Consider the following 14,532-nt stretch of genomic DNA (forward strand, 5'->3'; position numbering starts at 1 on the left):
CTATCCCGTTAATCGGATAATGTAAATTCGACTGTAACGTCTATGCCGGAATTCAGCGACAAGTGAAGATGTTTGCCGGCTCCCCCTTCAAGAGCCGCTGCTTCTCTTCCGTTGACCGTGGCTTTTGTCCAAGGGATGCCCAATTTTAATTTGATTTCATTGGAATTAGCAATGGAATTCAAGGTAACGCTCACCGTTTTGGATAAGAGATCCCATGTTAAAGCTCGGACCTCCATCCGGGTTCTTGCCATTAACCCATGAATGGACCCCGAATGCCATTCCGAGGGCAGTGCCGGAAGAACCTCAATTTCACCGGTGTTGGAGAATAGCAGCGCTTCATTAACGGCTCCCATAGTACCGAACAAGGTATCTGTGCAATAAGTATCGCATCTTCTGTTTGTGTCATGATCCGTCATCAGCGACGCGTAATAACCGGAATCCGTCATCATCGGCAGAAGGGAAGCGGCTACTTCGTTGCCGTCCTTTAATCTCGCAGAGACCAGCGCCTTGTGCATCCAACCATGCCCCGCCGTGGCGTCCGACGTATTGTATTTGTTTCGGTTCTCCACCGCGGTAATGGCGGCTTTCGTGAGCTCCGCATCGTTCTGCGTCTCGTATGCTGGCCATGCCGGGTAGAGATGGCTCAAATGGCGGTGGTTGTTGTTCTCCGTATATTCGTTCATCGCCCATTCGCGCAAAGCGCCGTCCTTGTCCATCTTGTAGTCCGGCAGCAGCTCCAGCAATGACTCCCACCGGTCGACTGCTGCTTCGTATCCGTCGCGTTTGACCGCTCGTTCCACGGCTATGACCATATGCAGTCCGTCCCGCGCAGCCGAAATATCCATGGTGGCATTGGCCGTAAGCGTGCTGTTGTAACCGATCGGGTTATTCTCCGGCGAATAGGCAGGGATCAGCAGATATTTCTCGCCTGGATTTAGCACCGACTTGCCTTGCTCATAGCACGCTTTGCCGTTTACATCGGTATAGTACTCCGGCGTACATAACTGCTCCCAGAAATTGGCCTGCTTGGTCAACAGCGTAAGCAAAATATCTTTTTCCAAATCCAGATATCCCTTTTCGAGCAGCTTTTCGAATTCTCCATCCGTCAGCCCCCCATCCCGTACGCTGAGAATAGGCTTCAGTTCGTGGATTCTCATATAATTGTTGATCGGGATCTGTTGGTTGCCGTAGCACTGCCAATACTCGAAGATGGGAAGCAGACACCAGCTTGCCCCCGCGTTCCAATATTGAAACGGGTAGTCATTGTCGTATTCCACGTGCATCCCGCGGTCGATGTCCGAATTGACCGACACCTGAAGCGCATCATGCATCCCGTAAGCCATTCGCGCATTGTATTCAAAATCGGGCGTATTTCTCAAGAAGAAAGTGATATACCCAAGCTGGGCATGCGTCATATGGCCTGTATTCATGGGAGAGACCTGCAAATTCACGTTGGCGTCAAGGGTATAGATGGCGCGCCAGCCTGGATTCCACTCTCCGGTCCACATGCCATACAATCGCGGCGCGCTTGAGCCGCTGCAGCAAATCAAGGCATAGCGTCCCTGGTTGTACACCTGTTCCATAAAAGCATGATGGATTCTCGATTTGGATGCTTTCTGCGCGTTGATCAGCGTTACATTGTCTGCAATCTTGTCGTCCTCGTCGCCTGCAAGAGAAAAACGCACGGCGTTAAATTCCGCGGCTTGTTTTAACGCATGAGGCGCAAGGGCCGCATTGTAATCGAATTTGCCGGAAACGTCCTTATATTTTTTAGCGACAGCATTCGTATTCTGGAACAGACCGTCAACGACCTCGTATCGCGTCATGCCTGCAAAATCATCGATTTTGCCCATATCGAATGTTCGGTTCGATTGCGTGATTAAATAGACGGCTTCGGCATCGGTCACTTGAATCGCCGGATTCCGTTCCTCTCCGACATTCATTGGTTCATTCGTGTCCGCGAGCAGCACTCTCTTCTGGGTTCCGTTAACGACCACAACCCGGGTCAGACCGGCGTATCCTCCGTCGATCAGCTCGCTGCCCGGGTAGGACGGGTAATGGGCAACCTGCGCGATATAGGTAGCATTCGGGTCAACTAGCTTCTTGTATTGGAGCGCCGTCAGCTCGGACGCCCCGTCCCGCGCTTTGTACATGCCCGATATGTCATCGATGGAAATGATCATGTTGATTTTGGCGCCGGCGGACGATTGCGCGATCTTCGTAATCGATACATTGTCTTCTCTGGACGTAAACGAGGTTCGGATCCACTCGCCGCATTCGTCGGAATAACGGACGCCGGTTTCCGCCGTCTCATAGTTCGTCCATCTTTCATAGCCGGACACGCTTCCCTTGTTCTTGGCGTTTAATCTGAGCTGATGTCCCGGATGATAGCTGTACAAAAAGGTTCTTTTCCTGGTTGTCCCGTCCGGAAAAGTAATCTTCCATTGATCGTTAAGATGAAAAACATTCCTCCTGGCCGCGGCAAGCTGCCCCGTCAGTTCTTCCGGAATCACTCTCGGCTCTCTGGAAGGATAGTTAAACCACATATATTGAAAAATAAAGGTGTCCGCATACGGCGATCCGGACGTGACGTACCCGTTCTCTCCGTTTCCGCTAACCATTCCGTCCCGCCACGCCCGACCGGGATTGGAAGCTGGAATCTCGGTATAGGTGCCGGCGTAATTTCCTTTTTCGTACAGGCGTACAGAGTTCGAATCTTTCATCATGCTATGATTCTCCTTCACCTCGTTTGACTATTATTATAACGATCACCTCCTATAAAGCGGCATTCACTAGAACGACAGATCCTCGCTCTAAATGTCGCAAATTCGCAGATCTGTTATAATGGGAACATAATCGGTCTGAGGAGCGAATGGAACATGAATTTACCGCCGATCCACCTGGAAAATACGAATCTGAAGATCACAGTCGGCGGGCTTGCACTGAATGTGCTCTATATCAAGTTGGGCATTTTTTATCGTTCTTTTCCGGAACACATCCATAGCAAACGAAGCTATGAAATGCATTTTATTCCTCTCGGGCAAGGAACGTTGATTGCGAACGGCCACAGTTATCCGATCATCCCCGGCACCTTGTTTATGACAGGCCCTGATGTCGTCCATGAACAGATCACGAATCCATCGGATCCCATGTCGGAATACTGTATTTGCTTCGAGCTGCTGGATCACGAGCTTACTCGGGATCGGGAACTTGATATCTTGACCGAAGCATTCGCGCAAACTCCATTCTGGTTCGGCCAAGATTCGCAAAACTTGATGGCGCTGTTCGAACAGCTTTCATTCGAAACGACTTCCAAATCCATCGGATATCACCGGTATGTAGGCACCATTCTCGAACAGATTGTTATCAAGCTCATTCGGAATTATATGGGGGATCAGACGGCCGTCTCCGTCTCGCCGACACCGCTGCAAACGAGGGACGACAATCGACTGGCCACCATCGAACACAGCTTTCTGGCTCAGTATCGCTTCATTACCGTACAAGCGCTTGCGAGCACATTGGGCTTAAGCGTTAGACAAACGGAAAGAACGATCAAACAATTTTACGGCATGACGTTTACTCAAAAGCGTAATATGGCCAGGTTAAGCGCAGCTGCCCATTTTCTTACCACGACGACCATGACAATCAGCCATATCGCGGAAACGGTCGGATACTCGTCTCTAGAGCAATTTTGCTCGGCTTTCAAAATAAACTATGGAATGCCGGCAAGCCGGTATCGATTATCGCGCTCTGCTCAAATCTCCAAAACCGCTGACTAAAACGAACATTTTATCTATTTAAACCTACTAATTATTACGGCAGATCTTTTATTCTCATCGTGATACCCCAGCCTCCGCCCGGTTCCCGTACTGGCATGGTATAGTTGGTGTTAATGGAGACACCACTCATTAAATGCCGCTAGTCACGAAAAAGCGGATCCCCATCCAAACCGTAAATGTTACGATACCTATCTGGCAAATATTAAAAGACTCGATCCCTAACAAAAAAGTTAATCACTGGAATGCAATTATTTTTGTGTAAATTAGATACAAAGAGCACACTTTTGTGTCATTTAACTCGGACATGAAAGTTCATACATAAAAACATAAAAAGCCTATAGCTATGGGCTATCACGGTCGCCCCTACGATTATCCCCGTTCAAGTCATCATGCCGCTAAGGATGCCCCGACACAAGAATCAAGCCTTCAGGAATCTAATCTATCTTCTCCCTCATCTTTCTTAGCTTGGTTTCACCATAAGAAACGGCAATCTAAATACATGTCAGATCTTCACACAATCTGAAAAAATTCTGCTATAATGCCCTCATCATTGCTACAAAAAAAGAAAGAAATAACAGCAGCTCCTTTATGCAGTTCTTCATGCTAATAAAATATTTTGGAGATTCATACTCTTTTATTCACTAATTCTGCAGGGGGCCAAGGAATGAAAACAGTTAAAGCGAATATTTTCATCAAGCTTCTCGTGATGTTAATACTTCTGCTCTGTCCGATTGTCATCTTATACGGATACTCCAATAATACGAGCGTAAATGTTATTAAATCGCAAATTCAGCAGCTCAATCTGAATCGTTTGTCATTCTTTAATAGTCAAATTGAGGAGGAAGCGCAGCGTCTTGTTATGCTCTCCAGTGTCATTAGCCGGGACTACTCGGTTCAATCGCTGCAAGTAGGAGCCGACTTTTCGTCGTATGTAGAGATTTCATCGCTTAATGCAGTTGAACAAAAATTGCGCCTTCAGCAAATAGCCAGCAAATGGGATAGCCGGATTCTTGTCTATTACCCGCAGGTTGGACGAGTCGTACCGGAGACTCTGGCACAAGCCAATCCACTAAATCTGGAAGAATTACCGCTATTGGAACAAAAGACCTGGGTTCTCGAACTGAATCCTGCGGCTAATGGGACCCAGGCTCTTCGTTTCGCCCATTACGTTATCGATCCCTATTTGGCGGATGCTCGAAATGTTCAGCAGATTACGAAAATTTACTTTTCAATGAATACGCTTCGAGATTTGCTTGATAACTACAACCGAAATCAAGATGGAGAAACGCTGCTGTATCACCCTGGACATGGGTTTCTTTCGAACAATTTAAAAGGGGCTCCATATAGCAATGAACTGTTAAAATATTTGGGCGACAATCTTAATCACGTGAAAGCGAACCAGATTGTTGCTTTTGACGGCGACACTTACGTGCTTAACGCGTTGAAGCTCCAAAGCCTGGACTGCTACCTGATTGATATTGTCCCGATTCATGCAATCCTTAGTCCCATAACGAAAAGCCGCAATCTGTTCTATGGATCTATCGTGGCATTGGTTGTATTCGGCATTGCCGCTTCGCTGTGGTTATACCGGTTTATTCGATTGCCCATGAAACAGTTGCTTCAAGGGGTGCGCAAGGTCCGCAACGGAGATTACTCTGTCCGTATTCCGGAACGCCGCGATTCTGATTTCGGTTATCTGCTTGAAGGATTTAACTATATGGCCGCTGACATCCAAGAATTAATTGAAAAAGTTTATGCTGAGCAGTTGCATACGAAAGAGGCTAAGCTCAAACAGCTGCAATCGCAGATTAATCCGCATTTTCTTTATAATTGTTTGTTTTACATTATGAATATGGCCACATTGGGTGATGAGGAAGCCGTTGTAGCCATGTCCTTGAATCTAGGCGAATATTTCCGGTATACAACCCAATCCGATAAAGAATACGCTACCGTGGATGAGGAGATCAGGTTTGTCAGGAACTATCTGAATATACAGCAGCTGCGCATGAAGAGGTTGCGGTTCGACATTGATCTTCAGGAAGATCTATTAAAGCAATCATTGCCAAGGCTTTCCGTTCAACCGATAGTCGAGAATGCCGTGATCCACGGAATAGAACCGCAGCCAGAGGGGGGCACCATCCATATTCGAGGCTTCAGGGAACATGACTGGAATACTATTATTATTGAAGATACGGGAAGAGGCATGACAAGAGAAAAGCTGGAAGCCCTGCGAGATACCCTTAGCAAAGAACATGATGACAACCGCGGATACGGGGTCTGGAATGTTCATCAAAGACTTGCTTTGCAGTATGGCGCCAATTCAGGCCTTGAAATCCATTCGACCACCTCCGGCGGGATGCAGTTCATATTAAGATGGCAACATTCCTAATGAATACGTAAAGGCTGGGATACACCAATGAATCTGCTGCTTGTAGATGATGAAGAATCTGTCGTGAACGCATTGACTATTCGAATACCGTGGGAAGAATTAGGCATCTCCAATGTGTATACGTCCTATTCTGCACAGGACGCGTGGGAGCTCTTTCAATCGATTCCTATCGATCTTGTAATTAGTGATATTCGAATGCCGGGAATGGACGGCCTGGAACTTATTCGACGAATCCGATCCGTGAAAGCCCGGACGAAATGTATTCTATTAACCGGTTTTGCTGAATTTGATTATGCGAAGGAAGCCCTGCGGGCACAAGTACTTGAATATTTGCTCAAGCCTGTCCGTGACGAAGAATTAATAGAAGCGGTTAAGCGACTAATTGCCCGGCTTCAAGAGGAATGGCAGGAGGTAAGTTCCATGCAGCGGGCTTCCTATACTCTCAGGCAGCATCTTCCGTTGCTCCGTAGTAATTTGTTGAACGATCTGCTCTTAGGCAAAAGTATGGCTAACGAGTTGTCCGGCAAGCTGGAGCTTTTGGATATCCCCTATACCTCCGGAGACCGATTCTCAATGCTTATGATTCGAATGGAAGGCAATTTGATTGATTACGATAAAGAAAGCATCCACTTATTCGAATATGCCGTTTGTAATATAATCGGGGAATTGATGGCCAATGACTTCGAGCTATGGCAGGGCAAGGATCACCACGACTATCTCATTATCCTGCTTAAACAGAAAAAATCCGAAGACCCCTATCTTCAAACGGAGCGGCTTATTGAACTAAAGGCAGAGGAATTGCAGCATAATGTACAGCATTATTTGAAAGGGAATATCTCTATTCTACTCAGCAATTCGGGAGAGTTTCCGCGGGAAGTGCATGAATTATATGAATCCATGCTGCATGAAATGCGCAAACTAATCCGGGATAAATTTGGTATCTTCAAGACAGTCAATACGTCACCCGAAAGTGTCCGGATTCAATCCTTGCGTAGTTTGTATGAACCTCCCCTGCTCACCCATTTAATAGAGGCAGGCCGATGGGAAGATGCTTCGGAGAAATTAAGAACAATGGTTTCTGAATTATTCGGAAGCTGGGCAAATTCCATAGAGCACATAAACGAGGTTTATTATCTCTTACTCTCTTCTTTTCATTACTTATCTCACAAGAACGGGAAGCAGCTGGCGGATATAATAGGCCAGCATTCGCTTGAACTGGATATGAACGCGAGGCGCTCTCCCGAGCAATTTTATCGCTGGGCGGAGGAAATACTGAATTTACTCCAACGGCAAATGGAAACCGACAAGCTTACAACAAACACTTCTATAATTACTCGCGTTCAGCAATTCGTCGAAGAAAGACTGTCAGAAGATGTATCTCTGCAGGCGATCGCCGAGCATGTCTATTTAAATCCGGGTTATCTCTCTAAACTTTACAAATTGGAGACCGGCGAGAACATAAGCGATTATCTTTACAGGCTCAGGATGAATAAATCGACTTACTATCTTAAGAATACCCATCTGAAAATCCAGGAGATCTGCGAACGGATCGGCTATCAGAATACCTCTTATTTTATTAAGATGTTTAAGAAACACTTTCAAGTAACGCCTCAGGAGTACCGCAATAGTTAATTTATGATACAAAAGGACAGTCAGGCATAAGCCGGACTGTCCAACCGTCAACGGATCCCAAACAATACGATCGCAGCGCCTGGTTCGGTAACCGTGAATTCTATGAAAGCCTGTCCCTCCGCAGTGTACGACAATTTCACCCCGGCCGATGCAGCGGCATCTCTATGCACCTTGCGATGCGTCACATAGCTGTAAGTTCCTATTGAACTAGCAAACAGGGAAACGATTCCTTTACCGTTAGCCTCATTAATTTTCTCGTGAATCTCAGGGCTCCCTCCAACAACGCCGGTAACAATTGGTGGACTAATCGTGATGCTGTCCCTGATTTGTTTATACCGATCAAGCCATAGCCGCATGTATTCCCTGCCCTTTACGGATACCCCCGCAAGTTCTCCCCATATCCCGTTATGCCCTAACATAAGGGAAGCAAGCGATGTCAATTGATTGCCAGCGGGAAGATCATCCGGATAGTAATGGGTTAAGAATAGAACCGAAGGAAGCCACTTGTCCAAATTCAGCGGCGTACGCGTAATCCATCCCCGTGCCTGTCCCGGATAAAAGAAGATATTCCCATTCCCGTCATTTAAGTCACCTGGCAAATCATAATTCTGGTAGTAAGGACCATTATTAATGAGAAAGTATTTTCCTGAAGATAAAAATCCAAGCCCTACATACCGATTGCCTTCCGTCACGTCAAAATCCACGATTACTTCCGGATACACCTCGCAAACCCGGTCTACTACTTTGGTCATATAGCTGCCAAGCAAGAAAGCATAACGATTTGAACGTTCCTCCTCGCTATGACTGTCATTGCCATGCCAATGGTTCGGATCACTGCATCCGTACTGGGCAATCCAATCCCATTTTAGATAAGAAGCCCCTGTCTCTTGGATTACGCGTATCAGTTCTTCGGCAAATCCTTCCCAGTATTCGCTGACCAGACACATATAGCAGCTCTCCTCGGTCTCCCACACCGGGCGCGGAGTAGTTAATATTCCGCCGCGAGACATTCGGCTTGTTTTGTACCGCTCAAGCATACGGCTCGAGAGTGCGGCTGAAGTCGGTTCGAACCATAAGCCCATCTTCATTCCATAACGATCCAGCCGTTGCTTGACTACATCCAGCCCATCCGGGAACCGTTCACGGTTCACTTGCCAATCCCCCGTCTTCTCGAACCATCCTGCGTCAATAACAAATACTTCAATACCAAGCTCATGCGCTGCATCAATTTCTTCAAGAATCCGCTCCTGACTCATAGGGTCAAGAAACTTTCCTTTATGCCAATGCTTGGAGCGTTCCTGCATGTTCCAAGTATTATAGAAAATATAAGGTTTGCGGCTTTCTGAATTCAAGCTGAAATCACGCAAGGCAAACAACCTGTAGTGCTCAGCCAACTGGTCTTCATTCCCCTCCACAAGTGCCGTTTGCAGCCATATTGTGCAATAAGGGTTGTCGTGGTCCAGAATTTGTCCCTCTAAATAATTGCCTTTGACGGCATTTAAGGAAAGTCCCCTCCGTTCGTCCAGCTCAAAATGAAGAAAAGCATCCGGCACCTGGGAGCCATGCTCATATGCCAATAGGAAGCTGCCGTTGTCGCCATTGGCAGCAATCAGCGGCCCCATCACTTTCCGATTGTTATGAAAGTCGCTCTCCCCTAAAGATAACTCTGACAAACAGAAGCTGTGCACCATTTCAATAAATTCAGAGAAACGTACCTCACTGGCAACGGGCATTTTGCTGAGAGAGACTTTGGTATAAACAAGCTGTTCCTGTCCTGTCCGTTTCGTCATCACTTGAGGAACCAAGCTATGCAATTCATAACGAAACCGGATAATTGGACTGCGTTCGGCAATTCGGAAGACAAGACGCAATTTAAGCATGGCATTACTATCCACGACTCCATCGAATGTATATTCCTTAATACCTTCAGCAAGATGAGGGGAATCGTACATATTCGTTACGGATAATATCCGACACTTTATCCTTTCGCCGTTCAACTCGATTTGCGGCGCTTCAAAATCAATACATTCCCCACTTGGCAACGAATGAAGCGTCCAGAGCTTGTCCGCTTCTTCATGAATGGAAACGGAATAAAAATTCGTCTTGATTAAAGTTAAGGTTGTCATTTAACAACTCGCTCCTATTCCTGTTATTGCGTACTTTTTTCAATCAGTGAATTACTCCTTAACCGCGCCAATTACCATTCCCTTAACGAAGTGCTTTTGCAAAAACGGATAGACGACTAGGACAGGTATAGCTGCAATAAAAATTTGCGCAGCCTGTACGGAGCGTTGCGTTAACTTCTCCACATCATTCACGTTTGTAATTAAATCCTTTAAATTATGGCTAACAATGATGGTTTGCAAATAGGTAGCCAGCGGATAATTATCCGGGCGTGTCATATAAATGAGTCCATCAAACCAGGAATTCCAATGGCCAACAAGTGTGAACAAGGACAAAGTAGCCAGCGCAGGCTTTGAAATTGGCAGATAGACTTTCCATAACGTCTGAAGATGATTTGCGCCGTCAATGAGAGCAGCCTCCTCCAATTCCAGCGGAACATTGCGGAAGAAGTTCATCAGCAGAATCATATTCCAGACGCTTACGGCTCCAGGCAAAATAAGCGCCCAGATGGAATTATTTAAATGCAGCTTCGAAATCAAGATATAAGACGGAATTAATCCGCCGCTGAACAGCATGGTGACGACGAAATACCACATAAGCGCCATTCTTCCTCTAAATACTCCTCTGTCTTTCGATAAAGGATAGGCTGCAAGAATGACGACCCCCATACTAACCGCCGTTCCCAAGATAACACGTTCGATGGAAATCCAAAGCGAAATGAGAAACTGTTTGTTATCCATCGTCTTTGCATAGGCATCGAGATTAAATCCAATCGGCCAGAAATTAACCAAATTCCCGCTTACTGCCGCCTTCTCGCTAAAAGAAACGGCAAGGATATGAACAAGCGGAAGAATGCAAGCAAGTCCCAGCAAGCCTATGAAGATCATGTTGAAGCCATTAAAGACACGGTAAGCCTTTGTTTTATAGTACATGCCGACGCTCCTTGTCAGAAAATCTTGTAATTGCCGTATTTATAGGCCAGACGGTAGGAAATAACGATAAGCACCGTCGAAACCAGCGATTTGAAAAGGCCAAATGCCGTTCCGAAGCTCAGCTGGCCGCTTTGTATCCCCATTCGGTAAACATACGTATCGATAATATCTCCTTTTGTATAAACAAGCGGACTGTATAGGTTAAATATCTGGTCAAACCCGGCATTAAGAATATTGCCGAGAGACAATGTCCCAAGTACAATCGCCATCGGAACAAGCGAAGGCACCGTAATGAATAGAGTCTGCTGCCAACGATTGGCTCCATCCGTTTCGGCAGCCTCGTAAAGCGATGGATTTATTCCCGCCAATGCTGCCAAATAAACAATGGTCGAGAATCCAAACTCCTTCCAGATATCGCTAATGACTACCGTCACGCGGAACCAGTTGCCATTGCCTAGGAAAAATACCGGCTGCATCCCGAGCGCCTCAAGAAGCCTATTGAAAAGACCGCCGGAAGGCGACAATATATCGACCAGGATTCCCCCGAGAATGACCCATGACAGGAAATGCGGCAAATAGACAAGCGTCTGAATCGTTCTCTTAAAAGCATTTACCCTCACTTCATTTAATAACAGCGCGAAAATAAAAGGCACAATCAAGCCTGATATAATTTTTAATCCGGCTATAACAATCGTGTTCCAAATAACTTGCACGGCGTCCGGGAACTGGAAGATCATACGGAATTGATCCAGCCCTACCCATGGAGAGTGGTCGAAACCGAGCCATGGCTGGTACTCCTGAAAAGCCATTACTAACCCTCCGATTGGTAAATACGAAAAAATAAAGGTTAGGATAACCGCCGGCAGCAACATAAGGTACAAAATTCCGTTGCTCCTCCGAAAAGATAACTGCCTCATTCGCTTCCCAGATTGATCGGCAATCGATTTCGTGCTCATCTTAGAGTTCTCTCCTTTAGCTATAACTTATTGAGGTCTTATATTAATTAATTATAGGGAATTGCAAAAACAGCTTATAGAAAAGGATTTCGTCATTCATAACGTTTTGTTCACTAGATGAAAACAAGTATATGTAAATAAAAAAGAACAGACAGGAACAACCTGTCTGTTCTTACAACCTGTCTATTCTTTTTGATCTATTGCACGCTGACCGAATCTGCAAAGGACTGCGCATATAGCGCACCAATGCCTATTTTCCCTGAAGAAAGGGAGGAATCCGTCACATTAGCGAACAAGATTGTGTCAGTCCCGCCTCTATTCCCTTTTACAGTAATGCTTCCATTAGAGTAAGTAACCTCAATGATTGGCCAGTCCCAGTTTTTAATCGTATAGCTCCCGGAATAGGTTGCCAGCGTTGTCTCCGTCCCGCCGGTTACCTTTTTCAATTCTACTGTATTGGTCGTCCCACCTCCGAATTGCACAAAATACGTATTATTCGCATCCTCATAATTAAAATAAAGCCTCGTCTTTCCATTATTATCGCCCGCATCGGTCTGCAAGGCTGCCTTATACGTATAGCTGCCTGAATAAGATGCCCCTGTGTAGATACCGCTAGAACTGCCGCTCCAATTGGAAAGCTTCAATCTCTGATTATCGATTACTGCTGATGTAAGCATCCAATTTGTTGCGGCACCGCTATTAAAATCTTCAGAATATGGGGAAACGCCGCTCCCCCCCGTTACACCTTCGTTTATGATAATCTCTACGTCTTCTGCAAAAGATTGTGTATTGAGTACGCCAACGCCAAATTTCCCGGATATGAGCGAGCCGTCTTGTACTCGATTAAATAGGGTTGTGGCGTTACCGGAGCGAATCCCTTTTACGGTAATGTATCCTCCGTTTTCATATCGGATCTCAATAGTAGGCCATCCGTTATTTTTAATTTCGTAGGCTCCATAAGTGCCTAAAGTCGTTACTACGCCACCAACAACTTTGCACAACTCAACCGTGTTGCTCGTTCCGCCACCCAATTGCACATAATAGGTATTGGCATTATCCTGGTAATTAAAATAAACGCGAGTTTTGCCAAAGTTGTCTCCGCCATCCGTTTGCAGCTTTACCCGGTAAACCACGTTACTGCCGGTTTGTCCCGCAGTAAAGCTGCGTCCGTCGTAAATACCTTCGTTTGTCCCGCCCCAATTCGTCATTTTCAACCTTTGATATTCGACGGAGGTTCCTGACCCCAATGACCAATTCTGTGCATTGCCATCATTGAAGTTCTCCGAATATCCATCATAGGTGCTCACGTTAATTGCGTTGGTAAACGCCGATCGATTCAGCCCCGTATCCTTTGCCCGGATCTTGATCGAATAGCTGGTATTAGGATTTAGGTTATAAGCGGTATACTGTGTCTTGCCATAAGTAGAGCCCAGATACTGACTGCCATTATAAATCTCGTACTCCATGACTTTGACATTATCCGTACTTGCGCTCCAACTAAGCGAGATTGAATTCGTTGTTTTTCCTGTAATCTGTACATTAGTCGGCACTGTTGGCGCTGTGCTATCCATTGCGCCAAATGTTGCGTCCGCTAGAGGGGCTCTTCTGGTACCGCCTCCCCCGACATTTAAAGCGCTATTGTTATCCACCACGTAAAGACTCGTTATTAATTTATTAAAATCATCAAAGTACTTCTTCGCTTCGCCCGTTGCGGATGATCCTTGGTTAAAAGAATATCCGTAAACTTCCTCGAATTCGAACATCGCTTCTCTCGAAAGACTAAACGCATAAGCGTCCCAACCCGTATCGTCCGCAATATATGCGCCGTAATCCTGAAGAGCATGGAACAGTTTCTTTCCAGCCTCTGTCTGTAGGCCAAGTGACGACTCTGAAGCAGTAGGTAAAATGGCCATTAATGCTCCCATTTCAATTTTGGGGCTAGTACCATGGTAAGTATTTGGCGCGCCGGCATCGGAACGGTCCGCTGGCCATCGATAACCTTTTGTTGCATCGGTAGTATTATAATACAGATAATTGCCCCATACATTTAACTTTAAAGCATGCTTAATTGGCGCGCTTCCCGTCAGTTCCCCATAACGAATCGACCCGCCAATGGCGGATAATCCCGAACCCCAGTGAGTGCCTCCAATGCCCTCGCCTTGGATATCCAAATCCTCTGCCCATCGGTACCCAAACACATTACCTCCAACAGTACAGCGGGTCAACGGCTCCAATTGAATAAGCGTCCGGCCGTCCGGTTTCAGAAAGGCCGCAACGTTGTTTGGCGTTTCATATACTCCTCCCGTCGTTATGGCATCGGGAACAATGAAATCGTCGGGCACATTAATTGTACCTTGTGAATTCGTTGTATCACTGCACCGACTGGTCCAATTCGGTACACCGTAAATATTGCGCTCTGGATCCGCCGCGGATGTTTTCAAGTGAAACTCGGGATCGGCATGGACATAACTGCCAGCCGGAAAATGTCCTCCCGACTGGTAATCGGCGTTTGAGCCGATAGGCATATTCCAGATACTCGTTTGCGTAAAAGGCTGAAGCCATGGATCTCGCGCAGCTGCAGCTTCTTGATTATGAGCTGTCAAAAAGGCCATTCCTGCTGCGAGACCTAATAATACCGTTTTATACTTTGTAAAAACCACTGAGTTACACCCTCTCATTATGATTTAACTTCTTATTAATCCTTGCCTACATTTCACCTC

General features: G+C 46.2%; 8 protein-coding genes. 3 read left to right on the plus strand and 5 right to left on the minus strand.

Features of this window, described 5'->3' with window-relative positions; genetic code table 11:
- Positions 1-8: 8 nt before the first annotated feature.
- Positions 9-2,726 carry a glycosyl hydrolase family 95 catalytic domain-containing protein gene (locus tag WFK81_RS24850; RefSeq protein ID WP_336789354.1) on the minus strand — a complete coding sequence of 906 codons (2,718 nt, stop codon included), beginning with the start codon at positions 2,724-2,726 and terminating at the stop codon, positions 9-11.
- A 153-nt stretch (positions 2,727-2,879) separates the two neighbouring features.
- Here WFK81_RS24850 and WFK81_RS24855 point away from each other — a divergent pair, with 153 nt between their 5' ends.
- The 3 genes from WFK81_RS24855 to WFK81_RS24865 all read left to right on the plus strand — a co-directional run bounded on the left by WFK81_RS24855 (position 2,880) and on the right by WFK81_RS24865 (position 7,800).
- Complete coding sequence (locus WFK81_RS24855) at positions 2,880-3,779, plus strand: AraC family transcriptional regulator (protein WP_336789355.1); 900 nt, start codon at positions 2,880-2,882, stop codon at positions 3,777-3,779.
- A 664-nt stretch (positions 3,780-4,443) separates the two neighbouring features.
- Positions 4,444-6,168 carry a sensor histidine kinase gene (locus WFK81_RS24860; protein WP_336789357.1) on the plus strand — a complete coding sequence of 575 codons (1,725 nt, stop codon included), beginning with the start codon at positions 4,444-4,446 and terminating at the stop codon, positions 6,166-6,168.
- 27 nt (positions 6,169-6,195) lie between these two features.
- The gene (locus WFK81_RS24865) at positions 6,196-7,800 is read left to right on the plus strand and encodes a response regulator (RefSeq protein ID WP_336789359.1); all 1,605 of its coding nucleotides are present in this window, start codon (positions 6,196-6,198) and stop codon (positions 7,798-7,800) included.
- Between the two features lie 47 nt (positions 7,801-7,847).
- Here the strand turns inward: WFK81_RS24865 and WFK81_RS24870 are convergent, their stop codons facing one another.
- The 4 genes from WFK81_RS24870 to WFK81_RS24885 form a co-directional block, all read right to left on the minus strand.
- Positions 7,848-9,926 carry an alpha-galactosidase gene (locus WFK81_RS24870; protein ID WP_336789360.1) on the minus strand — a complete coding sequence of 693 codons (2,079 nt, stop codon included), beginning with the start codon at positions 9,924-9,926 and terminating at the stop codon, positions 7,848-7,850.
- Positions 9,927-9,977: 51 nt separating this feature from the next.
- Positions 9,978-10,856, minus strand: a complete 879-nt coding sequence (locus tag WFK81_RS24875; RefSeq protein WP_336789362.1) for a carbohydrate ABC transporter permease — start codon at positions 10,854-10,856, stop codon at positions 9,978-9,980.
- A gap of 14 nt (positions 10,857-10,870) precedes the next feature.
- Positions 10,871-11,773: an ABC transporter permease gene (locus WFK81_RS24880; RefSeq protein WP_336789482.1), complete on the minus strand. Its 903-nt coding sequence runs from the start codon at positions 11,771-11,773 to the stop codon at positions 10,871-10,873.
- Positions 11,774-12,009: 236 nt separating this feature from the next.
- On the minus strand, positions 12,010-14,472 hold the full coding sequence (locus WFK81_RS24885; RefSeq protein ID WP_336789364.1) for a fibronectin type III domain-containing protein: 2,463 nt from the start codon (positions 14,470-14,472) through the stop codon (positions 12,010-12,012).
- Positions 14,473-14,532: the final 60 nt, after the last annotated feature.

This window comes from Paenibacillus sp. MMO-177 (assembly GCF_037147795.1).
GTDB lineage: Bacteria > Bacillota > Bacilli > Paenibacillales > Paenibacillaceae > Pristimantibacillus.